Below are 25,961 nucleotides of genomic sequence, written 5' to 3'. Positions count from 1 at the left end.
GGCGCCGGGATGCGTAGGGATCAGCCCGGCCTCCCGACCAGCGCGTCGCCGAGCTCGGAGCGCAGGTAGAGCACCGACCGCCCGTGGCGGGCGCTGGTGAGCAGCCCTGCCGCGCGCATGGCGCGCAGGTGCTGGTTGACGGCGGAGACGGTGACCCCGAGGCGCCCGGCCAGGTCGCTGGACGACGCCGGGTCGCCCAGCGCGGTCAGGAGGCCAGCGCGGGTGGCCCCCAGCAGGTCGGTCAGGACCCCCGGCGCCCGCTGGACCTCCGCCTGCCACAGGTTCCCGGCGCCCCGCGCGCCGTACATGATGGTGGGCGGCTCCTCCGGCGAGATCGGGGCGGAGGCGGCACGCGTGAACAGCGTGGGGACGAGGGTCAGGCCCGCACCGGCCGTGGAACGGCGGAACCGTGCCGGGCTCCCGAGCCGCACGCGGACGACGCCGTCCTCCAGCCGGATGCGCTCGCTCAGCCCGGCGAACATGGCGCCGAGGCCGTAGGCGCCGATGACCTGGCCGCGGTGCACGACGTCGGCCTGGAGCACGGCGCGCATGCGCGGCCACCACGGGGCGAAGCAGGTGTCCCAGTAGGTGCGCAGCGCCTGCGCCACACGGACGCGCACCTGGGCGGGGTCCCCTCGCAGGGGTGCCGGGAGGCCGCGCGGGTGCACCGCCGCGAGGTCGTCGAGCAGCCTGTGGGGCGGGACGCCGGCAGCGGCCTCGAGCTCGTCGTCGATCCGGGTCAGGGGGCTGTGGGGGCGGGGCGTGAGGTAGTCGGGCGTCCACAGCGCCTCGTTCGTCAGCGCGGTGAGCAGCGGCACGTCGAGCCGCTCGCGCGCCTGCTCGGTGCGCCGCAGCCAGGGCAGGTGCACCGGGTAGCGGCCGGGCTCACGGAAGGTGCGCAGCGAGAGCGTCAGCTCGGTGAGGGGCGAGATCGCGAACCGGACGTCCGCAACGTCCGTGCCGGCCAGCTCGTACTCGACCAGACCGCCGCCCGACGGGAGCGACCTGGTGACCATGAAGCCAGACGCTACATCAGTTCGTCCTGTCCCGGCCGTGCGGCACAAAGGTGCCGTGATCGAGACCTTCTGGCCACGCGAGCGCGTGGCGCGCTCCCTCACCCTCAGCACCATGGCGTTCGCGCTGTCCAGCGGGGTGTTCTACACGGTCAGCGCCCTGTACTTCACGCGGGTCGTGGGGCTCGACCCGACGACGGTGGGGATCGGCCTGGGCGTCGCCGGCGGTGCCGGGGTGGTCGGGGCCTACGCGGCCGGACGGCTGGCGGACCGCGTCGGCGCCCACCGGGTGCAGTGGTGCGCCACGGCCCTCAACGGCCTGGCCATGCTGGCCTACGCCACGGCGCACGACGCCGTCGCGTTCGTCGTCGTCGCCTGCCTGGCCGTCGGCATGCGCTCCGCCAGCGGCTCCGCGAAGCAGGCGATGATCGCCCACTGGTACGTGGGCCCCGACCGCGTCGCCGTGCGCGCCCGCCTCCGGGTGGTCACCAACGTGTTCATCGGGCTGGGCACCGTGGCGGCCGCGGCCGCCCTCCTGGTGGACACCGCCGCCGCCTACCAGACGGCGATGCTGGCCGTCGCCGGGCTGCTGCTCGCGGCGTCCCTCCCCGTGGCGCGGCTGGGCGGCGTGCCCGGCTTCGCCGTGCGGATGCGGGCCCCGCGGCCCGACGACGGCAGCCGGCCGGCCAGCGGGCCGTCACCCCTGCGCGACCGCACCTACGTCAGCAGCGTCGCCCTCAACTCGGTGGTCGCGATGCACTTCGGCCTCCAGACCGTGGGCGTGCCCCTGTGGATCGCGACCACGGACGCCCCCACCGTGATGGTCTCCGTGCTGCTCGTGCTCAACACCGTCGTCGTCGCGCTGCTGCAGGTCCGCGCCTCGCGCGGCACGGACGACGTGCGCCGCGCCGGCCTCACCGTGCGCCGGGCCTCGTGGCTGCTGGCGGGCGCCTGCATGCTCTACGCGCTCGCCGGGTACGGCGACGTGGTGGTGGCGTGCGCGCTGCTCGTGCTGGCCGCCCTGGCCCATTCTCTGGGCGAGATCCTCGGTGAGGCCGGCGGGTGGGGCATGGCGTTCGAGCTCGCCGACCCGCGCAGCGCGGGCGCCTACCAGGGGCTGAGCCAGACGGGGTACGCGGTCGCGTCCATGGTGGCGCCGCCCCTGGTCACCGTGACCGCCATCGAGCACGGCACCGTCGGCTGGGCGGTGCTGGCGGCGCTCTTCCTCGCCGCGGGCGCCGGGGCCGCCGCCCTGGTCCGCCACGGCAGGCCGGCCCGAGCAGGTGCCGCGAGCGCCGAGCCTGCGAGCGCCCCTGCCCCCTGAGCAGCGCGGGTCAGCGCCGCAGGGCCTCGGACAGCTCCGCGACCTCGCCGCGCAGGGCGCGGATCTCCTCGTGGAGGGCGGCGACGTCGGCAGCGGCGGCCGGCGCCCCGGCGGGCAGGCCGTGGGAGCGGGTGCGGTCCACGCCGTCGTCCTCGTGCGCTCCGGCGCCAGGCTCCGCGGCGCCCTTGACGGCCTTGCCGGGCCCCGCCTCAGCACCCGTGGCGGGCGGAGGCACCGCCTGCATGGCGTTCATCGCGTCCACGATCACGGCGATGAACAGGTTCAGCACGGTGAACGCGCTGGCCAGGATGAACGGCACGAAGAACGCCCACGCCCAGGGCTGCTGCTCCATCACGGGCCGGGCCACGGAAGTCCAGCTGTCCAGCGTCATGATCTGGAACAGGGTGAACAGGGACGCCCCGAGGGTGCCGAAGTACTCGGGCAGGCCGGGCCCGAACAGGGTGGTGGCCATGACGCCGCCCACGTAGAACACCAGCATCAGCAGCGCCCCGATGGAGACGATGCCGGGCACGGCGGCGAGCAGGGCGCCGACCACCTTGCGCAGCTGCGGCACCACGGAGACGATCCGCAGCACGCGCAGCACCCGCAGGGCCCGCAGCACGGCGAAGCCCGCGCCGGCCGGGGCGAGCGCCACCGACACCACGAGGAAGTCGAACACGTTCCACGACGAGCGGAAGAACCGCAGCCCGTGGGCCACGAGCTTGAGCGCGATCTCCACGACGAACACGGCCAGGCACACCGTGTCGATCGTGCGCAGCACCCCGCCCGCCGCGGCCATCAGGCCGGCGGAGGTCTCGAGCCCCAGCACCACGGCGTTGACGAGGATCACCGTGATGACCACCCGCTGCACCTGCGTCGACTCCACCCAGTCGCCCAGGCGGGAGCGCCAGGAGGCGCCGCCGGGCCCCGCGGCGGGGGCGGGCGGCAGGTCGCGGGCAGGGGCAGGCTCGGGCATCGGTGTCCTTCGACGGCGGGAGCGGTGGCGGGCACCCATTCTCCGTGACCGCGAGGCCCGACGGCGACGGCCCCGCACACCGGGGGGTGCGGGGCCGTCGCCGTACCGGGGGGCCGGTGCCGGCCGGGGTTATGCCTCGGCGGTGAGCGCCTTGCGCCAGGTCACCCGGCCTCCGGTCTGCATCAGCGCACCGCGGTAGGCGCGCTCGCAGACGAGGACGGCGACGGCGGTGAAGGCCGCCAGGATGCCGAGGGAGACCAGCGCCTCCCACCAGGCGGCCTCGCCGGCCAGGACCCGCACCGGCATGGACACCACCGAGGTGAGCGGCACGAACGAGAGGACCTTCTCGAACGTGCCGCTGGCGGAGAACGTCAGGAAGTACACGGCCATCACCAGCATGGTCATGGGCGTGGACGTGGACTGGAGGTCCTCGGTGCGCGAGGCGAGCGCCCCCGCCACGGCGTAGAGGGACGCCACGGCCACGAACCCGACGGTGAAGAACGCGACGAACCAGCCGAGCGACACGGACATGGCGGGCAGCGTCTGGGCCAGGGGCGTGAACGAGAGCCCCACCAGCCCCACCCCGGCGAACAGCACGTTCTGTGCCAGCGCGATCACCGAGCTGCCCAGGATCTTGCCCGCGAGCAGGTGCCGCAGCGAGACGGCGGGCGCCATGATCTCGACCAGCCGGGACTGCTTCTCCTCGACCACGCTGCCGGCCACCATGGCTCCGGACCCGATGGCACCCATGAGGAACAGGAACGCGAACGCGAAGCCGGCCATGAACACGAACGTGCGGTCCACGGCGTGGCCGTCCAGCCGCTCGGTGGTGAGCGTGCTGCCCGCGGTCAGCTCGGCGACGCTCGTGCCGGCGCGGGCGGCGTTGTCGGCCAGCACGCGCTCGGTGACGCCCGCGCCGAGCAGCGTGGTGAGGGTCCCGGACGGCTCCGACCAGCCCGCCAGGGTCCAGCCCGCCCCCGGGTCACCCGCGCCGGCACGGTGCAGCCAGGCGTCGGCCGTGCCGTCCTCGAGAGCCGTGCGGGCAGCGGCGTCGTCGGCCACCTCCAGCACGGTGATGTCCGCCTGCGGGACCGCCACCGCACCGAAGCCCGCGGCGCCCGCCGCGGCCTCGTCGCCGTCGTCGCCGTCCTCGGACGCCTCGGCGGCCTCGGCGCTCGCCAGGCCGCGCTCCCGGGCGGTCTGCGCGACGGCCACGGCCGTGGCGTCGTCGCCCACCACCGCCACGGTGTAGGAGTCGGTGCGCTCGCTCTGCCAGGCGACGAAGGCAAGAACGCCGCCGATGAGCACGAGGCTGACGACCAGGCCCACGAGGAACGCCTTGTTGAGCGCCCGCACCACGATCTCGCGGTTCATGACCAGGAGCCACGCGCCGGGGTTCAGCCGCCCGACGGCGTCCTGGGAGTCCTGCAGGCTGGCCGGCGTGCCGTGCGGCCGGGGGTCGGTGGTGGTGCTCATGCCGTCACCTCGCGGAAGATCTGGGCCAGCGTGGGCCGGAGAGGGGTGAGCTCGTGGACGGGGCCGCGCTCCAGCGCGGCCGTCAGCAGGCGGCGGGTCGCGCCCTCGTCGGCCAGCTCGACCAGGGCGACCGATCCCTCGACGTCGACGGCGTGGACGCCGGGCACGCCCCGCACCCAGCCGGCGTCGCCGCCGACGACGAGGCGGTGGCGCACCGTGCCCGTCTCCTGCAGCTCGGCGGGCGTGCCGGCGGCCACCACCCGGCCGCCCTTGAGGATCACGAGCCGCTCGCACAGGCGCTCCACCAGGTCGAGCTGGTGGGAGCTGAACAGCACCGGCACGCCGCGGGCGGTGTGCTCGCGCAGCAGGTCCACCATGCCGTCGACGGCGGAGGGGTCCAGGCCGCTGAACGGCTCGTCCAGCACCAGCGCCCGCGGGGAGCCCATGAGGGCGGCGATGATCTGCACGCGCTGCTGGTTGCCGAGCGAGAGCTTCTCCACGTGGTCCTTGGCCCGCTCGGCCAGGCCCAGCCGCTCGAGCTGCTCCAGCACCTCGGCCCGTGCCGCGCGCGCCGAGACGCCCCGCAGCCGCGCCAGGTAGACGAGCTGATCGAGCACCGCCTGCTTCGGGTACAGGCCACGCTCCTCGGGCATGTACCCGAAGGTGCGGCGGTCGGCCGCCGTGATGGGTGCGCCGCCGAACCGCACCTCGCCCTCGGAGACGGCCAGCACCCCCATGATCATGCGCATGGTGGTCGTCTTGCCCGCCCCGTTGCCGCCCACGAACCCGGTCAGGAGGCCCGACGGCGCGGTGAACGTCACCCGGTCCACGGCCCGCAGGCCGTCACCGAAGACGCGGGTCAGGTCACGGACCTCCAGGTCCGCCCCGCGCGCCGTCGCGCGGCCGGCGGGCCCGGCGGTCGAGATGCTCGTCGTTCTGGTCATGGCACGACCGTAGGCGGGAGCGCGGCACCGCGGATCAGCCGCGAGCCGGAGACCGGCGGGTCATCCTCGCGACGGACCCACCAGCCCGAGGCGGTGCGCCAGCACCACGGCCTGCACCCGGTCGCGCAGGTGCAGCTTGGCCAGCACGCTCGACACGTGCGTCTTGACCGTCGCCTCGCCCAGGTAGAGCGCCGCGGCGATCTCGGCGTTCGACATGCCCTGGCCCAGGTGCACCAGCACCTCGCGCTCGCGGGGGGTCAGGCGGGCCAGACGCTCGTCGTCCGCCCCGGCCCCGGCCACCGGCCCGCCCGGCACCGGCGGCCCGGCCGACGCGCTGCTCCCGGAGGCCACCATCTGCTCGATGACCCGGCGTGTGACCTCGGGTGCCAGCAGGGCGTGGCCGGCGGCGACGGTGCGCACGGCGTCGACCAGCTCGTCGGCGTCGGAGTTCTTCAGCAGGAACCCGGACGCCCCGGCGGCCAGCCCGGAGAACACGTACTCGTCGTGGTCGAACGTGGTCAGCAGCAGCACCTTGGCCAGATCCTCGGCCACGATGCGGCGGGTGGCCTCGATGCCGTCCATGACGGGCATCTGCACGTCCATCAGCACGACGTCGGGCCGCAGCTCGCGGGTCCGCTCCACGGCAGCGGCGCCGTCGGCAGCCTCCCCCACCACCTCGATGTCGTCCTCCACCGAGAGGATGAGCGAGAACCCGGACAGGACCAGGCGCTGGTCGTCCACCAGCAGCACGCGGACGCTCACGGGCACTCCTCCGGGAGGGGCAGGCGGACCCGGACACGGTAGCCGCCCGTCACGCGCGGGCCGATCTCGGCCACCCCGCCGTGCGTGGACACGCGCTCGCGCACGCCGAGCAGGCCCAGGCCGCTGCCGGAGGAGCCCGCGCGCGGCCGGCCGGCGTCGAGCACCTCCACCTCGGCGAAGCCGTGCGGGAACGCGGCGTCGATCGTGCGCGCACCGGCCGCCGGACGCTCGACGCGCACCACCACCCCGGCGGACCGCGCCGTCGAGTGCCGCCGCACGTTCGCCAGCGCCTCCTGCGCCGTGCGGTACAGGCTCAGGCCCACCGGCGCGGGCACACCCGCCGCCGCGCCGTCGGGCTGCTCCACCACGGTGACGGTGACGGCCAGGCCGTCGTCCACCTCCGCCAGCCGGGGGACATCAGCCAGGCCCGGCTCCGGCGCGGCCACGGCAGCCTCCCCCGGCCGCTCGCCACGGGGCGACGGCAGCGCCTCGTCCACCTCGCGGAGGGTGCCCAGCAGCCCGCGCATCTGCTGCACCGCCTCGCGGGAGGCGCCCTCGATGGTGCTCAGCGGAGCCGCGGCGGCGGCCGGGTCGGCCGCGACCAGGCGGCGGGCGGCCGCGGCCTGGATGCCGATGACGGACACGTGGTGCGCGACGACGTCGTGCAGCTCGCGCGCGATGCGCAGCCGCTCGGAGACCACCGCCCGGCGCTGCAGCTCGTCCGACTGGCGGGCGATGGTGACCGTCTGCTCCCGCAGCGTCTCCCGGCGGTGCGCGGCGTGCCACGCCGTCTGACCGACCAGGATCGCCCCCGCGAAGTAGGCGAGGTTGAGCATCCACGTCTGCATCACGATCGCCACGAACGGGCTGACGGTGCCCGTGCGCTCGTCGAGGCCGTTGCTGCGCAGGAACGTGTCGATGCCGGAGCCGACGGCGAGCTGCCAGGCGAGCCACCCGAACATCGCCAGCAGCGCCGCCCCGACGACCACCAGCATGGCCCGCCGGTCGCGCGCCCAGGCCACCGCCGTGTACAGCGCGACGAAGTACGTCACCTGCAGCGCCAGCTCCTGCGTCACCATCGGCACGGTGAGCCCCACGGCCAGGAAGTGCGTGTAGACCACGGCGAGGACGCCCAGCGGGAACCGGCGCCGCCACGCGAGCGGTGCCACGCCCGCCACCGCGAGGAGGTACAGGCCCCAGGCCGGTACCTCCTCGCCCTCGAAGTACCCGATGCTGCGCATCAGCTCGATGCCGAGCACCGTCCACGCCGTCAGCAGCCCCGCCAGCAGCGCGTCGCTGCGGGCGGTCCCTGCCGCGTCGGCAGGCACCCGCTCCCAGTCGGCGTCCACGCCCAGCCACGACAGGGCACGGGCGGTGACGGGCTCTCGTTCTCGCACCGCACCAGCGTAGGGAGGGCCGCTCCCCGGCGGATCCGTCGCGAGGCGGAGCCTCAGAGGTGGAACCGCTTGCCGCGCGCGGCCACGCTCACCACGCCGTCGAACGTCTGGGCCGCCTGGCCGCCCACGTGCGGGCGCATGTCGTCCGTGGCTACGTGGGACACCACGAGGTGGCGCACGCCGGCCTGCTTGGCAGCGGTGCCCGCCATCAGGCCTGTCAGGTGGCCGTGCCCGTCGAGCGCGGCGTCGTCCGCCTCCAGGTAGGTGGCCTCGCACACCAGCAGGTCCGCCTCGTGCGCGGCCTCCTCCAGGCCCGGGCAGCGCCCGGTGTCGCCGGAGAACGCGACCACGCGCCGGTCGGCTCCCGTCGTCGTGAACCGCAGGCACGCGGCCGGGACGGGGTGGTGGGCACGGTAGGAGCGCAGGCTCAGCCCGAGGGCCTCGAGGCCGGGCTCCTCACGGCCGTCCAGGTGCAGGCCGCGCACGTCGAACGCCTCGTGGATCGGCATCGCCATCCCCGGCAGCGACGTGATGCCGAAGACCTCGTCGAACGCGCGCAGGCGGGCCAGGTCCGCCGCGGGTGCGTACAGCGGGATGCGGTCGAGGGCCACGGGGAACGTCCACCGGTAGGCCAGCGCCATCAGGTCCAGGGAGTGGTCGGCGTGCAGGTGGGTGACGACGATCGCGCGCAGGTCGGCCAGGTCGTGCCGGCTGACCAGCTCCGCCATGACGCCCGGCCCTGCGTCCACGAGCACCAGCCCGCCCTCGGTGTGCAGCAGGTAGCCCGACGCCGGACCGTGCGCGGTGGGGGCGGTGGCGTTGCTGCCCAGGATCTCCAGGGTCAGGGTCATGCTGCGATCTCCTCGGGGTGGGGGTGCGCGACGGGCCGGCCGGCGAGGCCGGCGTGCACGGTGGTGCCGGTGGTCACCGGCTGGTCGGTGCGGACGGACACGGCGGTGCCGGCGACCTCGAGCGTGACGAGGGTGGACTCGCCCACGAACTCGGCGTGACGCACCAGCGCCGGCACGGTGCCCGTGCCGCGGTGCTCGGACAGCACCAGGGAGTCGGGCCGCAGGAGCAGCCGCCCCCGGGCGCGGCCCGTGGCCGGGCGCGCGGCGTCGACGGCCGCGTACGGGATGGCCCAGCGGCCGTCGAACGCGTGGACGGCGTCCTGGTCCAGCACGACGTCGACGTACGTGGCCCCGCACAGGAAGTCGGCCACGAACGCGTCGGCCGGGGCCTGCCACAGCTCGCGCGGCGAGCCCGCCTGGACGAGCCGGCCGTCGCGCATCACCGCGACGACGTCGGCCATCGACAGCGCCTCGTGGCGGTCGTGGGTGACGATGACGTTGATGCTCGTGGTGGCGCCCAGCAGGTCCAGGAGCTGGCGGCGCATCGCACCGCGCAACTGCGGGTCGAGGGCGGCCAGCGGCTCGTCCAGCAGCAGCACGCTCGGCTCGATCGCCATCGCGCGGGCCAGGGCCACGCGCTGGCGCTGACCGCCCGAGAGCTGGGAGGGCCGGCGCTGCGCCAGCGGGGTGAGCTCGGTGAAGGCCAGCAGCCGGTCCACGGCCTCGCGCCGCGCCACCTTGTCCACACCGCGGGCCTTGAGCCCGTACTCGATGTTGCCCCGCACGCTCAGGTGCGGGAACAGGGCGTAGTTCTGCGGCACGAGGCCGACGTCGCGGGCCGAGGCCGGCACGTGGGTCAGGTCCCGCCCGCCCACGACCACGCGGCCCTCCGCCGGGCGGGTCAGCCCCGCGATCGTGCGCAGCACCGTGCTCTTGCCACAGCCGGACGGGCCCACGATCGCCAGGGTCTGGCCGTCGGGGACGTGCAGGCTCAGGCCGGACACGGCCCGGGTCGAGTCGTAGTCGACGCTCAGGTCGTCGATGACGAGTCCGCTCTCGCTCACGGGCGGGCCTTCCTGGTCGAGGGGGTGCGCCGGGCGGCCACGAGGAGGGCCAGCACGGGCACGAGGCAGAGCATGAACAGCACCGTCTTGGCCGAGGCCAGCTCCAGGCGCTGGGTGGAGTAGGCGTCGAACAGGGCGAACGGCGCCATCGGGGCGGCAGGCGGGTTGATGAAGAAGCTGATGTTGAACTCCCCGAAGGACAGGGCGAAGGCGGTGATCACGACCTGCACCAGGGCGGTGGCGCTGAACGGCACGGTGACCGTGGCCAGCACCCGCCACCCGGCGGCGCCCAGCGTGGTGGCCGCGTTCTCGCAGTCCTGCAGCTCCTGGTCGGCCAGCACGGGTGTCAGCGCGGCGAGCGTGAACGGCAGGGTGAGCAGCACGTGGCCCAGGAACAGCAGCAGGCCGCTGGGCCGCAGCTGGGGGTAGACGGTGATGAGGCCGATGCTCAGGGCGATGCCCGGCACGGCCAGCGGGAGGGTGGCCAGGAACGAGACCGCGCGCGTGAGCCGGGAGGGGCTGCGGGCGAGCCACATGGCCAGCGGCCCGCCGAGCACCAGGTTGGCGGCCACGACGCCGAGGGCCACGGCGGTGCTGCGGCCCAGCGTGGGGCTGATCTGCTCCCAGCCCGTGACGAGCCACTGCAGGGTGACGCCGTCGCCCCACAGCCCGCGGGCGGAGCTGACGCTCGTGGCGACCGCGACCGAGGTGGCCACCGGCAGCAGCACGAACACCACGCACAGGCCGACGGCCATGCGCGTGCCGAGGGTGTCGGGCAGACCTCTCATCGCAGCCTCCGCTCGAGCCAGGCGCTCAGCAGGCGCGAGACGGCCAGCGTCCCGGCCGCGAGCAGCGCGAGGACGACGGCGAGGCCGGACGCCGAGGCCACCTGGTAGCCGTTGGACAGCCGGTCCGCCACGGACAGGGGCAGCAGGCGCTCGCTCTGGGCGAGGGTGGCGATGGTGCCGTAGCCGCCGATCGTCACCGCCGCCGCGGTGCCGAGCACCTGGACCACCGCGGGCAGCACCACGGGGAGCGTCACCGAGACGAACGCGCGGGCGCGGGAGGCGCCGAGCGTGCGGGCCGTGTCCACCAGCGAGTGGTCGAACGTGGACATCGCCGCCTGCAGGGGGCCGATGACGCGCGGGAACGAGAAGTACACGTAGGCGACGAAGATGCCGGGCAACGTGTACGCCGCCCCGCCGAGCGCCGGGACGACCTGGCCGAAGATGCCGGTGCGGCCGAGCATCAGGATCGTGAAGAAGCCGACCACGATGCCGGGCAGGGCGATCGGGAGGGTGAACACGACGCTCGTGAGCCGACCGTGCCCCACCTGCCCGCCGTGCCGTGACATGGCGAGCGTGAGCGGGATGCCGGCCACCAGCATGATGAGCACCGAGCCGATGCCCACCACGACCGAGGCGACGAGCTCCTGCCGCAGCCGCGGGCTCGTCACCGCCTGGGTGAGGTTGTCCAGCGTGAGGCCGGGCTCCTCCCCCGCGCCCGTGGCTCCGAGCCCGAGCGCGGTGACCGTCAGCACGGCCAGGGGGACCACGCCGAACGCCACGAGCAGGGCGATGCCCGGCACGGCCGCGCCGAGCGAGGAGAAGCGCGCGGTGGCGCCGCTCACCGCCCGGCGGGGCCGGCGGAGCAGAGGTGCTGCTGCGGTCACGCTCAGCGCACCCGCTGGTCGTACTGCTCGACGAAGTCGGCCTGGACGGCGCCCATGCGGGCGTAGTCGACGGTCACGGCCCGCTCGTACTCGGAGGCCGGGAGCACCTTGTCGGCGAGGTCCTCGGGGAACCCTCCGCCCGCGGGCCGCATGAAGCCCTCGGAGAACAGGCGCTCGCCCTCGGCGGAGAAGTAGAAGTCCAGCAGGTTGCGGCCGTTGTTGGGGTGCGGGGCGTCCTTGACCAGGCCGACGACGTAGGGGATCTCGAGGCTGCCCTCGGCGGGGATGACCACCTCGATGTTGCTGCCCTCCTCCTGGAGGTTGTACCCGTTGAAGTCGGCGTCGATCAGGATGGGGATCTCGCCCTGGGCGAGCGAGGCGGTGGCCGTCTGCGCGGGGGTGGTGGCGCCGTTGGCGGCGAGCTTCTCGAGGTAGTCGAGGCCGGGCTCCCAGTCGTCCAGGTCCCCGCCGAGCGCGTGGTTGGCGGCGGTGGCCACGGAGTAGCCGACGGCGGCCTGCGCCGGGTCGAGGTAGGACACCATGCCGCGGTACTCGGGCTTGAGCAGGTCGGCCCACGAGCGCGGCACCGGGACGTCGCCGAGGGCGTCGGTGTTGACGAGGAACGCGACCGTGCCGGAGTGCACCACGTGCCACAGCTCGTCGGCCGAGCGGTTGTCCTCGGGCAGGTCCTCCGCACCGGCGGGGGTGTACGGCTGAAGGAGGTCGGCGTCCACGAGCTGCTGGGCGAAGGCGATGCCCACGTAGACGACGTCGGCCACCGGGGCGGCGGCCTCGGTCTGCAGGGCGGCGAGCGCCTGGCCGGAGTTCTTGGGGTCGTTGGGCGCCTGGATGCCGCTCGCCGTGGAGAACGCGCTCAGCACCTCCCCGAAGTTGGCCCACTCCGCGGGGCTGTTGTAGGTGACGACCATGTCGCCGTCGGGCTCGTGGGCGAGGTCGCCCTGGGCCTGGACCGGCTGGGACGAGCCGCAGGCGGCCAGGGCGAGGGTCGCCGCTGCGGCGGCGATCGCCGCGGCGGTGGTGCGGGGGCGCGAGCGCATGGGGTTCTCCTGACGGGGCACTGACGAGGCGATGTCGGCGGGCTCGCTGCCCGCCGTGCGAAATCGTTACAGCAACGAGGGAACCGCAGACGGCCGTCGTCGGACGGATACGCGACGAGTGCGAGAACTCCCGGTGAACGGGAGGCGTCAGCGAGCGCCGAGGTCGGCCACCGAGCCGCGCACCCGCAGCTCGACGGGGAGCACCACGTGCTCCCCCGGGGCCTCTACCACCAGGCGCAGCGCCTCCACACCCACCCGGGTACGGTCGAACGCCAGGGTGGTCAGGCCCGGGTCCAGGAGGGCCGACGTCGGCAGGTCGTCGTGGCCCACCACGCTCAGGTCCCGCCCCACCCGCAGCCCCAGGTCCGCCGCCACGCCGTACGCCACGGCCGCCAGGTAGTCGCTGTTGAACAGGTAGCAGGGGTGCTCAGGGACCCCGGCCCCGAGCACGCGCGCCCGCAGGTCGTCGGCCAGGAACCCGGAGACCGCGCGGGCGTCCAGCGGCGTGCGGCGCACCCTCCCCACGATCCCGTGCGCCGCGCACGCCTCCGCGAACGCCCGCTCGCGCACCGTGTCCGACGCCAGCCCCGCGGGGGCGGCGACGAAGTCGACCGCCCGGTGCCCACGCTCCGCCACGAGGGCGAGCGCCAGCCCCACCGCCGCCCGGTGGTCCGGGTTGACCGAGCCGAGGCCCGGGGCCCCGGGCGCCGCGCCCTCGCCGTCGCCCCCGGTGGCGTTCAGCGCGACGACGTGAACCTCCGGGTGCTCGGCCTGCCACGCCCGCAGGTCGGTCAGGCCCGCCACGGGAGCGATCACGATCCGCCCTACCCCCAGGTCGAGCAGGTGGTCGAGGAGCTTGCGCTGCTCCGCCACGTCATAGCGGGAGTTGGTGACCAGCAGCGCCCGGTCCTCCCGGCGGGCCGCCTCCTCCAGCGACGTCAGCACGTCGAGGAACATCGGGTTGTGCATGTTGCGGATCACCACGCCGACGTCCTCGCGCCGGCCCGTGCGCAGCAGGCGCGCGTACCGGTTGGAGCGGTACCCCAGCTCCTCCGCCGCCTTGAGGATCCGCGCCCGCGTCTCCTCCGAGACGCGGCCGCTGCCGTTGAGCGCGTGGCTCACCAGGGACACCGAGGCGTTCGCGCGCTGCGCGACGTCGCGGAGCAGCGGCCGGCGGTCGGGCACGCTCGACTCCCTCTTCTCGACGGCGCCGGTGCCCCCGGGGCAGCGGAACCCCTGCACCCGAGCGACACCCTGGTCAGGCGCAGCGTTCCGCATCGCGCCGTGCCGGGCAAGCCCGGCCCCGGCCAGCCGTGACGGACCGGCGAGAACGCCGACCCGACCGGCGGCGGCCTTCACCCGCTCCCCTGCCCACACGGGCGGGGCCGGGCTGGGATCGTGGTGCCGTGCACCCGACCGAGGGCCTCCCCGACGCCACCGCCAGCACCGCCCGGCACCCGGCCCGTCACGGCACCCGTCTCGCGCACCGGGTCCCAGCCCTGGCGGGCAGGATGGGCGTGGCGGGAGCGGTGGGCCTCGTGATGACGGTGGCAGGGTGCGCCGGTTCCGGCCACGCCCCGCCCGGCGCTGCGCCGCCGGGCATCGTCATGCCTGCCGAGGTCGGCGCACCGTCGGACGACCCGGCCGTGACGGCTCCCACGACGGAGGGCTGCTCCGCATCGGTGCCCCTGCCGGCCTGGACGCCGCCCACCGTCGCACGGGTGGCCGTCACGTGCCCGACGGCGCAGGTGACCGACCTGGCGTGGCGCGGCGTCACGGGGGTGCAGCCCGCGGTGCTGGGCACGGTCGTCACCTACGAGCTGGCCGGGGAGGCGAACGCGGACACGCTGGTGCCGCCCGGGCAGGAGACCCCGGAGGGCGTGGCGGCCGGTACCTATCACCCCGCGACGGAGGTGCGGCTCGTGGTCCAGCCGTCCGCGATCCCGGTCGATCACCCCCGGGCGCCCGTGCTCGTGGCTCGCACGGTGAGGCTGAGCAGCGGCACCGAGGTCGTGGTGACCCAGGCCGAGAACGGCTACGGCCCCCTGCACGTGACGTGGTCCGACGGCGAGCGCACCTACCTGCTGAGCACCACGAACCTGTGGACGGCCGCGGGGACCAGCGGCATCAGCGCCGAGGACGCGGTCCGGATGGCCGCCAGCGTGCCGGTGGCCGAGCCGGTCGTGCGCGGCTGACCGCTAGCGCCCCGCCACCACGGCGTCGCCCACCGCGGGCGCGTCCTCCACCGCGGGACCGTCGTCCATCGCCGCCGTCGGTACCAGCATGTCGGCGAACAGGCGGCCCGCGTTGCCCGCCCCCGGTGCCACGACGGCACGCACGCTCCAGCGGAGCACCGCGTCGTCGAGAGGGAGGCGCGAGAGGCCGGCGGCCTGCGGCTTCTCGCCCACGGACGCGGGCACGAGCGCGACGGCCAGGCCCTGCCGGACGAGGTCGATCAGCAGGTGCACGTCGTTGACCGTGAAGGCGATGCGCCGCTCCAGCCCCCGCCCGGCGAACACGGCGTCGACGACACGGCGCGCGCCCCACGCCACGTCCAGGTCGACGAACTCGGTGGACGTCAGGTCGGTAAGGCAGACGCACCCGGTCGCGGCCACGGCATGGTCCGGTGCGGCGAGCAGCTCGAACCCGTGGAGGGCGAGGTCGACGGTCTCGAGGCCGGCGAGCGTGGCGTCGGCGTCCACCGGGGTGCCCACGAGGGCGACGTCGAGCTCACCGCGCCGCACGGCGTCGAGCAACGACCCGGTGCCGGCCTGCACCATGCTCAGCGTCACGCCGGGGTGGCGCCCGTGGAAGGTGGCGAGCAGGTCCGGCAGGTCGACGAGGTCACCGAGGCACTGCTCGGCCCCCAGCCGCAGGCTCCCTCGGACCTCGCCCGAGGCCTCGAGCACCTCCTGGCGCACGGCACGGGCGTCGTCGAGCATGCGCCGCGCCCGCGGGAGGAACGCCTCGCCCGACGGCGTCAGGCTGACCCCGCGCGGGGAGCGCTCGAACAGCCGCACGCGCAGCTCGCGCTCGAGGCTGCGGATGGAGGACGACAGGCCGGGCTGGCTCACGTGGCTCGCCTCGGCGGCACGGGTGAAGCTGCGCTCCTCCACCACCGCCAGGAAGAACTCGATCTGTCGGACGTCCATCGCTCTCCTCCACCGCGCCGGCCGTGGCGCCGGGCGGCTCAGCCTAGCCCTGGGGCGGCCGCCCCCCGCTGCCGCGACCACCGCCCTCCTGGACCCTGACGGGGCACCGTCGCGTCCCATAGACAGCACTTGTGGGAGCGATAGCAAACCGCTCTAGCAACGATTCGACCGCTGTGGCTCACACCTGTCACCCGGCCGGCCGATGAGGGGACTGTGATGCACCTCACCCGGACTCCCGGATCGCTGCGGCGGGCGCGCACGACCTCGCGCACACCTGCGGTCGCGTCCGGCCCGATGGTGGGACGCATGCTCGCGCTCCTCTTCGGCGCGAGCGCCCTCATCGGCGTCGTCGCCAACGTCGTCGCGCTCCAGGAGACCGGCAACCACGCCCGGGAACGGCTGATCGGCAACGCCCTCGTGCTCCTGGCCGCACCGCTGTTCCTCCTGATCAAGCGGATGATCCCCTGGCTGGTCGGGGTCTCCATGACCCTCGGCGCGCTCCTGCTGACCGTCTCGATCCATCTCGCCGGCCACGGCTCCGAGGCCGTCTCCGCCGCGCTGATGTATCTGCCCCTCCTCGTGCCGGCGTTCTACCTCTACCCCCGGCCGGTCGCCTGGGGGCACACCGTCATGATCGGCGTGCTCGCCTTCGCCGTGCTGCGCGACAACCCCGCCTTCGGCGCGCCCGAGATGGTGCGAGGGGTCGGTATCGCGCTGCTGCTCACCACGGCTGTCAGCTGGCTCGTGCGCGCCAGCGACCTCGCCGAGCGCGACTACATCACCGGACTGACCAACCGGCGCGGCTTCGAACGGCGCGCCGAGGCGTTCCTCGGGGCCTACGACGGCAGCCGGCCCGCCGCTCTCCTCGTCATCGACATCGACGAGCTCAAGGCCACCAACGACCGCCGCGGGCACAAGCACGGCGACGACCTCCTGCTGCGGCTCGGGCGCTCCTGGTCCGCGGCGCTCCCCCCGGGCACCCTCCTGGCCAGACACGGCGGCGACGAGTTCACCGTGCTGGTCGACGACGTCACGCCCGACCAGGTCGACTCCCTGCTGGACACCATGCGGTCGCTGTCGTCCGGCCTCAGCCTCACCGCCGGCGTCGCCTGGTGCATCGCCGGCGAGACGCTCACCATGCTGATGCTGCGCGCCGACGCCGCCATCTTCCAGGCCAAGAGCCGCGGGTACGGCCAGACCGTCACCGCCCCCCGCGGCAGCACCGTCCACAACGGCGCCGACATCCGGCGCGCCCTGGAGGACCAGGAGTTCGTGCTGCACTACCAGCCCGTCGTCGACCTGGCCACGGGCACGGTGGACAAGGCCGAGGCCCTGGTGCGCTGGGTGCGGCCCGACGGGCAGATCGTGCCGCCCGACCAGTTCATCCGCCTCGCCGAGCAGACCGGCACCATGCTCGAGCTCGGGGACTGGATCCTGTCCACCGCCGTCCACAGCGCCACCACGTGGCACCACGACGGACGCCCCGTGGCGGTCAGCGTCAACGCGTCCGGCGCCGAGCTGCAGGACCCGACCTACGCGCGGCGCGTGCTGCGGCACGTCGCCGACGCCGCCCTCGCACCCGAACGGCTCATCATCGAGCTCGTCGAGAGCGACTTCAGCCTCGCCTCCCGAGCCGTGCGCGCCAACCTCGTCACCCTGGCCGACGCCGGCGTGCGCCTCGCCATCGACGACTTCGGCACCGGCCACTCCAGCCTCCACCGCCTGGACCAGCTGCGCGTCGACATCCTCAAGATCGACCGCTCGTTCATCAGCCCCCTCACCGACCCCGACCAGCCCATGCCGGTGGTGACGGCGATCCTCGCGATGGCCGACGCGCTCGGGCTCGACGTCGTCGCCGAGGGCATCGAGACCCCGGAGCAGGCGGACTGGCTGCGCCGCCGCGGCTGCTCCCACGGGCAGGGCTACCTGTACGGCAAGCCGGCCCCGCACCCTCCGGCGACCGCCGTGCTGCACCGCTCCGCCTGAGGGACCAGCATGGATGCCGGGGCCTTCTCGCCCCGATAGCGAACCCCTATGGCCAAGGTGCTCGTGGAAGGAATTTCCGCCCGAGCGCCCCCGGTTGGCTCGTGCGGGGCCGTACGCCCCGCCTGCGAAAACCTGCCGAAGGAGACTCTTCCGTGACTGCAGTTCCCGACGTCGCTCTCAACAACGGCGTGACGATCCCCCAGCTGGGCTTCGGCACGTACCAGGTGCCGCCGGCCGACACCAAGGACGCCGTGCTGACCGCGCTCGAGGTGGGCTACCGCCACATCGACACCGCCGAGATGTACGGCAACGAGCGTGGGGTGGGCGAGGCGCTGCGCGAGTCGGGCCTCGCCCGCGAGGACGTGTTCGTCACCAGCAAGCTCAACAACGGGTTCCACCGCCGGGACGACGCGCTGCGCGCCGCCGACCAGAGCCTCGCGGACCTCGGCGTCGAGCAGATGGACCTGTTCCTCATCCACTGGCCGCTGCCCACCATCGACGTCGACTACGTCGAGACCTGGAACGCGATGATCGAGATCTACCGCGCCGGCAAGGCCCGCGCGATCGGCGTCTCGAACTTCCAGGTGCCGCACCTGCAGCGCCTCCTGGACGAGACCGACGTGGTGCCCGCCGTCAACCAGATCGAGGTGCACCCGTACCTCACCAACGAGGCGGTGCGCGCCTTCGGCGCCGAGCACGGCATCGTCACCGAGGCGTGGTCGCCCATCGCCCAGGGCCTCGTGCTCGACGACCCGGCCCTGCAGCAGATCGCCGAGCGCGTGGGCCGCACCACCGCCCAGGTGACGCTGCGCTGGCACCTGCAGCGTGGTGACGTCGTGTTCCCCAAGTCGGTGACGCGCAGCCGCGTCGAGGAGAACTTCGCGCTCTTCGACTTCGAGCTCACCGACGAGGACGTCGCGACGATCGGTGCGCTCGACCGCGGCCACCGCACGGGGCCCGACCCGGACGTCTTCGACTACGTCCCCGCCTGACCTCTCCGCCTCACCCCTCCGTTGTGGGCGGGAGACTCGCCGCAGTCCTCCCCGGACTGCGGCGAGTCTCCCGCCCACAACGCTCTCAGGTGGTTCCTGGACGCCGGTCCGGACCGGTCAGGCGGGCGGGGGTGCGGTGGTCTCGCGGACGATCAGGCGGGCGGGCATGTGGACGTGCTCCTCGGTGCCTGCGCCGTCGAGCATGGCGAGCAGCATCTGTGCGGCGCGGGCGCCCATCTGCCGCAGCGGCTGCGCCACCGTCGTCAGTCGCTGGTCGCCGCTGGACGCCTCGGGGATGTCGTCGAACCCGACGACCGACAGGTCCTGCGGCACCCGCAGCCCCAGCTCGTGGGCCACCTCGATCACCCGCAGCGCGGACAGGTCGTTGGCGGCGAACACCGCCGTCGGCCGGTCGGGCAGGCTCAACAGCTCACGGGCCGAGTCCGTGGTCCGCGAAGCCCGGTAGCCGCCGTCACGCACCAGCGCGGGGTCGAACCCGATACCCGCCTCGGCCAGGGACTCGCGGTAACCCTGCTCGCGCAACCGCGCCGACTCCAGATCGGTGCGACCCCGCACGTGGGCGATCCGCCGATGCCCCAGGCCTACCAGGTGCTCCACGGCGGCGCGGGCCCCGCCCACGTTGTCCGCATCGACGGTCCACGGCCCACCCGGACCGGTGTGCGGGTCGATCGCCACCACGGGGATCCCCGCCCCGGCGACCACCACCGTCGGGGTCACGATCACGGCCCCGTCGATCAGCGTTCCCGCCAGGCGGGACAGCGACCGCCGCTCCCAGCCCACCCGGTTGTCGTCGCTGACCGCACCCGAGTACGCCAGCAGCTCGTAGCCGGTACCGCCCACCGCACCAGAGATGCCCTTGAGCAGCTCGGTCGAGAACGGCTCGAACTCCGCGACCAAGATCCCGATGACGTTCGTCTTGCGCCGCCGCAACGAGCTGGCCACCAGCGAGGTCTCGTAACCAAGACGGGCCACCACCTCCAGCACCCGCTGCGAGGTCTCCGCCGCCACCCCGTACCGGCCGTTGACCACCTTCGAGACGGTCGCCACCGACACGCCCGCAGCACGGGCCACGTCGGAGATGGTCACGCGGCCGACGGGCTCGGAGGCGAAGTCGGCAGGGTGGGCGTCGGTGCTCACGGACGAACGGTAGCCCCGGAAAGGGAAATCGGGTACACCGCAGCGGGACGTGACGAAACCGTTATCGACAACGATTGACAGCCGGCTCCCAGGCCAGCGAATGTAGCGCCTACCCCCGGGTGTCCCCGCCGTGCAGGCGGGAGTCGTACCGCGACGGCGCGGACGACGTTCTCAAGGAAGAGGAGCAGTCATGAAGATGAGGGTGCGCAAGTCGTTCGCGCTCGCGACCGCCGTGATCATGGGGATGGGTGGCCTCGCCGCCTGCTCCAGCGGCGACTCGGCCCCGGCCGACGGCCCGGTGGAGCTGACCATCTGGCACAACTCGACCACCGGCCCCGGCAAGGCGTACTGGGAGGAGGCGACGGCCGCGTACACCGCCGAGAACCCGGACGTCACCTTCAACATCCAGTCGATCCAGAACGAGGACATGGACGGCAAGCTCCAGACCGCCGTCAACTCCGGAGACCTGCCCGACATCTTCATGGCCCGCGGTGGCCAGAAGCTCGCGGACATCGTGGCGACCGGCCGGGTCAAGGACCTGAGCGACCTGCTCAGCGACGACGCGAAGTCGTCCATGGGCGCGGCGCTGTCGGCGTTCGAGGTCGACGGCAAGAACTACGCCATGCCCACCGCGGTGCTGCCGGGCGGCATCTTCTACTCGAAGGACCTCTTCGAGCAGGCCGGCATCACCGAGACCCCCACCACGATGGCCGAGCTCGAGGACGCCGTCGCCAAGCTCAAGGCCTCCGGCGTGCAGCCGATCGCGCTGGGCGCCAAGGACGCCTGGCCGGCCGCGCACTGGTTCTACTTCTTCGCCCTGCGCGAGTGCTCGCAGGAGACCATCGCCAACCTCGCCGGCTCGACCGACTTCTCCGACCCCTGCTGGAAGAAGGCCGGCCAGGACCTCGAGGAGTTCGCGGGCACCGAGCCGTTCAACACCGGCTTCCTGACCACCCCCGCCCAGCAGGGCGCGGGCTCGTCCGCCGGCCTGGTCGCCAACCACAAGGCCGCCATGGAGCTCATGGGCGGCTGGAACGTGGGCGTCATCGCGTCCCTGACCCCGGACGGCGAGCCCCTGCCGGACCTCGGCTGGTTCCCGTTCCCGTCCATCGACGGCCAGAAGGGTGACGCCAGCGCCATGATGGGCGGCGTCGACGGCTTCAGCTGCTCGCAGGACTCCCCCGCCGCGTGCGAGGACTTCCTCAACTTCCTCGCCACGAAGGACCAGCAGGAGAAGTACGCCGAGGCGTACCAGACCATCCCGGCCAACCAGCAGGCGCAGAGCGTCGTGGCCGACCCGGCCCTCCAGCCGATCATGGAGGCCTACAACGAGGCCGCCTACGTGAGCACCTGGATGGACACCGTGCTCGGCCAGAGCGTCGGCAACGCGCTCAACACCGCCGTCGTCGACATGCTCGCCGGCAAGGGCAACGCCGACAGCATCATCTCCACGATGGAATCCGCCGCGGCGCGCGGGTGATCTGACATGTCCGACTCCCAGGTCCTGTCCGCAGGGACAGCGGCGCCTGAGGGTCCCTCGCCCGCGGGGGGCGGCATGACGCCGCCCCCCGCGGGTCGACCGGTGGCGAGCACGTCTCGCCCGGGGGCCGACTGGCGCAAGCGCGCAGAGATCGCGGTGCTGTCCGGGCCCGCCATCATCGTCTTCCTGACCTTCGTCATCGCCCCCGTGGGGATGGCGGCCTACTACGGCTTCTTCCGCTGGAAGGGGTTCGGCCCGCCGACCGACTTCGCCGGTCTGCGCAACTACGTGACGATCCTGACCGACCCGACGTTCCACGCCGCCGTCGGCCACAACTTCGTCATCCTGTTCTTCTCGCTGGTGCTCCAGGGGCCGATCGCCATCCTGTTCGCGCTCCTGATGAACCAGAAGATCCGCGGACGCTCCGTGATCCGCATGCTGATCTTCGTGCCGTACGTGATCTCCGAGGTCATCGTGGGTACGGGCTGGTCGCTCATGATGGCCGACACCGGGGCGCTCAACACGCTCCTGGCCAAGCTCGGGCTCAGCAACCTCCAGCAGAGCTGGCTCGCCGACCCGGACATCGCCATGGGCACGCTCATGCTGATCCTCACGTGGAAGTACGTGGGCTTCGCCGTCATCCTCATGCTCGCCGGCCTGCAGTCCATCCCGGAGGAGCTGTACGAGGCCGCGGCGATCGACGGCGCCTCGTTCTGGCAGCAGCAGTTCCGCATCACGCTGCCGCTGCTGGGCCCGACGATCCGGATCTGGGCGTTCCTGTCGATCATCGGCGCGCTGCAGCTCTTCGACCTGGTGAACATCATCTGGGGTCAGTACGTGGCGTCCACCGCGGGCACCTCCACGATGGCCACGTACATGTACCTCAACGGCCACATGGCCGGGAACTACGGCTACGGCAGCGCGGTGGCCGTCGTGCTGTTCCTGATCTCGCTGACCGTCGCGCTGGTGTACCAGCGGTTCGTCCTGCGGCGTGACACGGACGGGGCGCTGACCGGCGCCTCCGGGCGGAAGGGGAAGAAGAAGTGACCGCCTCCGTCACCCTCCCGGCAGGGCTGCCGCCGGCGGCGCCCGGCACGTACGAGGTCCGCGGCTCGAAGAAGTTCGGCTGGGGCAGCCCGGTCACGTACCTCATCGCGCTGGTGCTCATCGTGGCGTGCGTGAGCCCCGTGCTCTACATCATCCTCGGCGGGTTCCGCACCAACTCGCAGATCACGGCGGACCCGTCCGGGTTCCCGTCGCCGTGGGTGTTCAGCAACTACACCGAGGTGCTGGCCAGCCCGTCGTTCTGGATCGCGATGAAGAACTCGACGATCTCGGCGCTGGGCACCACCGTGGGCGTGGTCGTCCTCGGTGTGATGGCCTCGTACGTCATCGCCCGCTACCAGTTCAAGGGCAAGGGAGCCATGTACTCCCTGTTCGCGGCGGGCCTGATGTTCCCCATGACGGTGGCGATCACGCCGCTGTACCTCATGGTGCGCACGCTGGGCCTGACGAACTCGCTGGCCGGCATCATCCTGCCGCAGATCGCGTTCGCCCTGCCCACGACCGTCATCATCCTGGTCCCGTTCCTGCGGGCGATCCCCAAGGAGCTCGAGGAGGCGGCCAGCATCGACGGCGCCAGCCGCCTCGGGTTCTTCTGGCGGATGGTCATCCCGCTGTCCCTGCCGGGCGTCATCACCACCGGCATCCTCGCGTTCATCGGCGCGTGGAACGGCTACATGCTGCCGCTGTTCATCCTCAGCGACCCGGAGACGTTCACGCTGCCGCTGGGCGTGGCCAACTTCGCGTCGCAGTACTCGGTGGACACCGCCAGGGTGCTGGCGTTCACGTCGCTGTCGATGATCCCGGCGCTGATCTTCTTCTCCCTGTTCGAGAAGCGGATCGTCGGCGGCCTGACGGGCGCCATCAAGGGCTGACCCGGCCCAGGGCGGCGCCGAGCCGCCCTTCCCGGGAAGGGGCCGACGGCGGCGGTGGACCGCCGTCGTCGGCCTCGTGCCGTCCCGGGAGCCCGCGCCGTCGCGCGGCCCCGCTCCGCCGACGCGCCCCTGGCGCGCGCCGGCCCTCCGACCTCTGAGGTGATCCGCACTTGACCGTCGTCCGCACCGTGACCGTGGCCCGCAACCCGATCCTCCCCGGGTGCTACCCGGACCCGAGCATCTGCCGGGTGGGCGACTGGTACTACCTCGTCTGCTCCACCTTCGAGTACCTGCCCGGCCTGCCGGTCATGCGCTCGCGCGACCTCGCCTCCTGGGAGACCGTGGGGCACGTCATCGACCGCGAGGGCATGCTCGACTTCGGCGGCATCCGTTCCTCCGGCGGGCTGTACGCGCCCACCATCCGCCACGACGGCGAGCGGTTCTGGGTGGTGTGCACGCTGGTGGACCAGAACGACGACGAGCGCGGCGGCAACTTCCTGTGCTTCGCCGACGACGCCGCCGGGCCCTGGTCCGACCCCGTGTGGATCGACGAGCGCGGCATCGACCCGTCCCTGTTCTTCGACGACGACGGCCGCGTCTGGGTGCACGGCACCCGGCTCGTCGAGAAGGAGCGGGCCGGCTGGCACGACCAGACCGAGGTGTGGGTGCGGGAGCTGGACCGTGACTCGCTGCGGCTGACCGGGCCCGAGCACGTGGTGTGGAACGGGGCCGTGACGGGCGCCGTGTGGGCCGAGGGGCCGCACCTCTACAAGGTGGACGGCGTCTACTACCTGCTCGCGGCCGAGGCCGGCACCGAGTTCCACCACGCGATCTCGGTGGCCCGCGCGGACACCGTGACCGGCCCGTACACGGGCAGCAAGGGCAACCCGATCCTCACCCACCGGCACCTGGGCCGGGCCCACCCCGTCGTCGGCGTCGGGCACGCGGACCTGGTGCAGACGCCGACCGGGGACTGGTTCGCCGTCCTGCTGGCCATGCGCACCTACGGCGGGTACCACTACCCGCTCGGCCGCGAGACGTTCCTGGTCCCGGTGGTCTGGGAGGACGGCTGGCCCGTGCTCGCCCCGGGCGTCGGCATGGTGCCCGACGAGGTCGAGGTGCCGGGCCGGGGCGAGCCGGGCGGGTCCGGGCCGGACAGGTCCAGGCCGGGCGGGGACGAACCCGCCGCAGCCGGTTCGGCGGCGGGGTGGAACCCCGCAGCCTCCCCCGGCGTCGTCGGGCCCGACGACGCCCGCTGGACGGCGCTGCGGACCTTGCCCACCTCGGTCGCCACGCCCGACGGCGACGGCTGGCACCTGTCCGTGCGCTCGGAGTCGCTGACGGAGCCCGCCACGCCCGCGTTCGTGGGCGTCCGCCAGCAGCACCGGGACGTGGACGTCCTCGTGCGTCTCGACGTCACCGGGCTGCGACCGGGCGAGCGCGCCGGGCTGGTGCTGCGGCAGTCGGAGAAGGACCACGTGACCCTCGACGTCACGCCCACCGCCGAGGGGTACGCCGTGCGTGCCGTGCGCCGGTCCGGCGGCGAGGACGGCACGCGCTCCCCCGGTCGTGCCGACGGCGAGACCGCCGTCGCGACAGGGTCCGCGCCCGGGGTCGTGCCCGGCGTCGAGGAGGTGCTCGGCGAGACGACGGTCGCGCCCCAGGGCGGCGTCGTCGTGCTCGGCCTCCGGGGGCGGGGCGTGGACTACGAGCTCTTCGTCGAGGAGGGCGGCACCGGCGCCTCGTCCGGCGCTGCGAGGGCGGCCCGGCAGGCGGTCGCGACCGCCGACGCCCGATGGCTCGACACCGTCACGACGGGCGGGTTCCTCGGCCTGTGGATCGGCGTCTTCGCGACGAGCGACGGCGGGCCGGCGGCGGGCTCGGTCCGCGCGCGGCTCGAGTACCACCCGGCCTGAGGCGAGCGCCGTCGGCCGCGGGGCCGCGAGGGGCTCCGGCGCGAGCGCCGCTGTACGAAGGGCTACGGCGCGAGCGCCGCCGTACGAAGGCCCCGCACCGGCTCGGTGCGGGGCCTCGGCGCCGGCATCTGGCAGACCGGCGCCTGTCAGGCCGGCGCCTGTCAGGCCGGCGCTTGTCAGACCGGGCCCGCGCCGGGCGCCTTCTTGCGGCGCCGCGACGCCGCCGACCGCGGCGGGGCCTGGCGCATGTGGTCTCGCGCGCGGGTGAGGATCTCGGCGAGCGTGGCGACGTCGTCCGCCGAGAGCGGGGCGAACAGGAGCTCCTCCAGGACGGCGACGTGGCCGGGGAAGACCTGGGCGAGCACGGCACGGCCCTCGTCGGTGATGGTCACGGTGATGCCGCGCTCGTCGTCGGGCGACGGGGCACGGGTGACGAGCCCTCGCTTCTCCAGCGTCTGGGCCTGGTAGGTCAGCCCGCTGCGGCTGTAGACGACGCCGTCGGCGAGATCCGTCATCCGCCGGCTGCCTCCAGGGGCGTCGCCGAGCGTGGCCAGGAGCTGGAACTGCACGTAGCTGAGGTCTCCGGCCTCCTGGAGCTGCTGGTCGACGGCGTGCCGGAGCAGGCTGCTCGCCTCGATGAGGGCGAAGTACGCGCCGAGCTGCACGGGGTCCAGGGGGCGGGGCTCTGAGGACATACCCCGATCCTACCGATACTTCGAATGCGAACCTGTTGCTTCTGATTCGAAGCAGTGCTAGCGTCTCACTCAGTTGCTTCGAACCCGAAGCACATGACGAGGGAGACA

At 73.5% G+C, this 25,961-nt stretch carries 23 protein-coding genes; 8 read left to right on the top strand and 15 right to left on the bottom strand.

The window, feature by feature from the left end; genetic code table 11:
- Positions 1–20: 20 nt before the first annotated feature.
- On the bottom strand, positions 21–1,016 hold the full coding sequence (locus DNL40_RS07785; protein WP_245885752.1) for an ArsR/SmtB family transcription factor: 996 nt from the start codon (positions 1,014–1,016) through the stop codon (positions 21–23).
- A gap of 55 nt (positions 1,017–1,071) precedes the next feature.
- Between DNL40_RS07785 and DNL40_RS07780 the strand changes: the two genes are divergently transcribed.
- Positions 1,072–2,337, top strand: a complete 1,266-nt coding sequence (locus DNL40_RS07780; protein WP_218926017.1) for an MFS transporter — start codon at positions 1,072–1,074, stop codon at positions 2,335–2,337.
- A 10-nt stretch (positions 2,338–2,347) separates the two neighbouring features.
- Here DNL40_RS07780 and DNL40_RS07775 read toward each other — a convergent pair whose 3' ends face one another.
- From DNL40_RS07775 to DNL40_RS07725, 11 genes are all read right to left on the bottom strand, one after another.
- Positions 2,348–3,313: an ion transporter gene (locus DNL40_RS07775; RefSeq protein WP_111250680.1), complete on the bottom strand. Its 966-nt coding sequence runs from the start codon at positions 3,311–3,313 to the stop codon at positions 2,348–2,350.
- A gap of 129 nt (positions 3,314–3,442) precedes the next feature.
- The gene (locus DNL40_RS07770) at positions 3,443–4,789 is read right to left on the bottom strand and encodes an ABC transporter permease (protein ID WP_111250679.1); all 1,347 of its coding nucleotides are present in this window, start codon (positions 4,787–4,789) and stop codon (positions 3,443–3,445) included.
- Positions 4,786–5,733 carry an ABC transporter ATP-binding protein gene (locus tag DNL40_RS07765; protein WP_111250678.1) on the bottom strand — a complete coding sequence of 316 codons (948 nt, stop codon included), beginning with the start codon at positions 5,731–5,733 and terminating at the stop codon, positions 4,786–4,788. The genes DNL40_RS07770 and DNL40_RS07765 overlap by 4 nt, the downstream gene beginning before the upstream one ends.
- A 60-nt stretch (positions 5,734–5,793) precedes the next feature.
- On the bottom strand, positions 5,794–6,501 hold the full coding sequence (locus tag DNL40_RS07760; RefSeq protein ID WP_111250677.1) for a response regulator: 708 nt from the start codon (positions 6,499–6,501) through the stop codon (positions 5,794–5,796).
- A complete protein-coding gene (locus DNL40_RS07755; protein WP_111250676.1) occupies positions 6,492–7,892 on the bottom strand; it encodes a sensor histidine kinase in 1,401 nt (466 codons plus the stop codon). Before DNL40_RS07755 ends, DNL40_RS07760 begins: the two co-directional genes overlap by 10 nt.
- Positions 7,893–7,945: 53 nt before the next feature.
- Positions 7,946–8,743 carry an MBL fold metallo-hydrolase gene (locus DNL40_RS07750; protein WP_111250675.1) on the bottom strand — a complete coding sequence of 266 codons (798 nt, stop codon included), beginning with the start codon at positions 8,741–8,743 and terminating at the stop codon, positions 7,946–7,948.
- Positions 8,740–9,807 carry an ABC transporter ATP-binding protein gene (locus DNL40_RS07745; RefSeq protein ID WP_179951001.1) on the bottom strand — a complete coding sequence of 356 codons (1,068 nt, stop codon included), beginning with the start codon at positions 9,805–9,807 and terminating at the stop codon, positions 8,740–8,742. The genes DNL40_RS07750 and DNL40_RS07745 overlap by 4 nt, the downstream gene beginning before the upstream one ends.
- Positions 9,804–10,595 carry an ABC transporter permease gene (locus DNL40_RS07740; RefSeq protein WP_218926016.1) on the bottom strand — a complete coding sequence of 264 codons (792 nt, stop codon included), beginning with the start codon at positions 10,593–10,595 and terminating at the stop codon, positions 9,804–9,806. The genes DNL40_RS07745 and DNL40_RS07740 overlap by 4 nt, the downstream gene beginning before the upstream one ends.
- Complete coding sequence (locus DNL40_RS07735; RefSeq protein WP_146252047.1) at positions 10,592–11,437, bottom strand: ABC transporter permease; 846 nt, start codon at positions 11,435–11,437, stop codon at positions 10,592–10,594. The genes DNL40_RS07740 and DNL40_RS07735 overlap by 4 nt, the downstream gene beginning before the upstream one ends.
- 44 nt (positions 11,438–11,481) lie before the next feature.
- Positions 11,482–12,537: an extracellular solute-binding protein gene (locus DNL40_RS07730; protein WP_111250672.1), complete on the bottom strand. Its 1,056-nt coding sequence runs from the start codon at positions 12,535–12,537 to the stop codon at positions 11,482–11,484.
- Positions 12,538–12,684: 147 nt separating this feature from the next.
- Positions 12,685–13,722 (bottom strand): LacI family DNA-binding transcriptional regulator, encoded by a 1,038-nt coding sequence (locus DNL40_RS07725; RefSeq protein WP_218926015.1) that lies wholly within the window; start codon positions 13,720–13,722, stop codon positions 12,685–12,687.
- 221 nt (positions 13,723–13,943) lie between these two features.
- On the opposite strand from DNL40_RS07725, the gene DNL40_RS07720 reads away from it, so the two are divergent.
- Entirely contained in the window at positions 13,944–14,732 is a 789-nt protein-coding gene (locus DNL40_RS07720) for a hypothetical protein (protein WP_111250671.1), read from the top strand.
- Positions 14,733–14,735: 3 nt separating this feature from the next.
- Here DNL40_RS07720 and DNL40_RS07715 read toward each other — a convergent pair whose 3' ends face one another.
- The gene (locus DNL40_RS07715) at positions 14,736–15,689 is read right to left on the bottom strand and encodes a LysR family transcriptional regulator (RefSeq protein ID WP_179951000.1); all 954 of its coding nucleotides are present in this window, start codon (positions 15,687–15,689) and stop codon (positions 14,736–14,738) included.
- Between the two features lie 306 nt (positions 15,690–15,995).
- On the opposite strand from DNL40_RS07715, the gene DNL40_RS07710 reads away from it, so the two are divergent.
- Complete coding sequence (locus DNL40_RS07710) at positions 15,996–17,675, top strand: putative bifunctional diguanylate cyclase/phosphodiesterase (protein WP_179950999.1); 1,680 nt, start codon at positions 15,996–15,998, stop codon at positions 17,673–17,675.
- A 152-nt stretch (positions 17,676–17,827) separates the two neighbouring features.
- Positions 17,828–18,667, top strand: a complete 840-nt coding sequence (locus DNL40_RS07705; protein WP_111250668.1) for an aldo/keto reductase — start codon at positions 17,828–17,830, stop codon at positions 18,665–18,667.
- Between the two features lie 117 nt (positions 18,668–18,784).
- On the opposite strand, the gene DNL40_RS07700 is transcribed toward DNL40_RS07705, so the two are convergent.
- Positions 18,785–19,825, bottom strand: a complete 1,041-nt coding sequence (locus DNL40_RS07700) for a LacI family DNA-binding transcriptional regulator (protein ID WP_245885751.1) — start codon at positions 19,823–19,825, stop codon at positions 18,785–18,787.
- A gap of 196 nt (positions 19,826–20,021) precedes the next feature.
- On the opposite strand from DNL40_RS07700, the gene DNL40_RS07695 reads away from it, so the two are divergent.
- The 4 genes from DNL40_RS07695 (at position 20,022) to DNL40_RS07680 (ending at position 25,158) form a co-directional block, all read left to right on the top strand.
- On the top strand, positions 20,022–21,305 hold the full coding sequence (locus DNL40_RS07695) for an ABC transporter substrate-binding protein (RefSeq protein ID WP_111250840.1): 1,284 nt from the start codon (positions 20,022–20,024) through the stop codon (positions 21,303–21,305).
- Between the two features lie 6 nt (positions 21,306–21,311).
- A complete protein-coding gene (locus DNL40_RS07690; RefSeq protein WP_111250667.1) occupies positions 21,312–22,352 on the top strand; it encodes a carbohydrate ABC transporter permease in 1,041 nt (346 codons plus the stop codon).
- Entirely contained in the window at positions 22,349–23,242 is an 894-nt protein-coding gene (locus DNL40_RS07685; RefSeq protein WP_111250666.1) for a carbohydrate ABC transporter permease, read from the top strand. Before DNL40_RS07690 ends, DNL40_RS07685 begins: the two co-directional genes overlap by 4 nt.
- A gap of 170 nt (positions 23,243–23,412) precedes the next feature.
- Complete coding sequence (locus DNL40_RS07680; protein WP_245885748.1) at positions 23,413–25,158, top strand: glycoside hydrolase family 43 protein; 1,746 nt, start codon at positions 23,413–23,415, stop codon at positions 25,156–25,158.
- A 176-nt stretch (positions 25,159–25,334) separates the two neighbouring features.
- On the opposite strand, the gene DNL40_RS07675 is transcribed toward DNL40_RS07680, so the two are convergent.
- The gene (locus DNL40_RS07675; RefSeq protein WP_111250665.1) at positions 25,335–25,853 is read right to left on the bottom strand and encodes a MarR family winged helix-turn-helix transcriptional regulator; all 519 of its coding nucleotides are present in this window, start codon (positions 25,851–25,853) and stop codon (positions 25,335–25,337) included.
- Positions 25,854–25,961: the final 108 nt, after the last annotated feature.

Source organism: Xylanimonas oleitrophica, from assembly GCF_003244315.1.
Classification (GTDB): domain Bacteria; phylum Actinomycetota; class Actinomycetes; order Actinomycetales; family Cellulomonadaceae; genus Xylanimonas_A; species Xylanimonas_A oleitrophica.
This window is presented reverse-complemented; position numbering and strand designations above follow the sequence as displayed.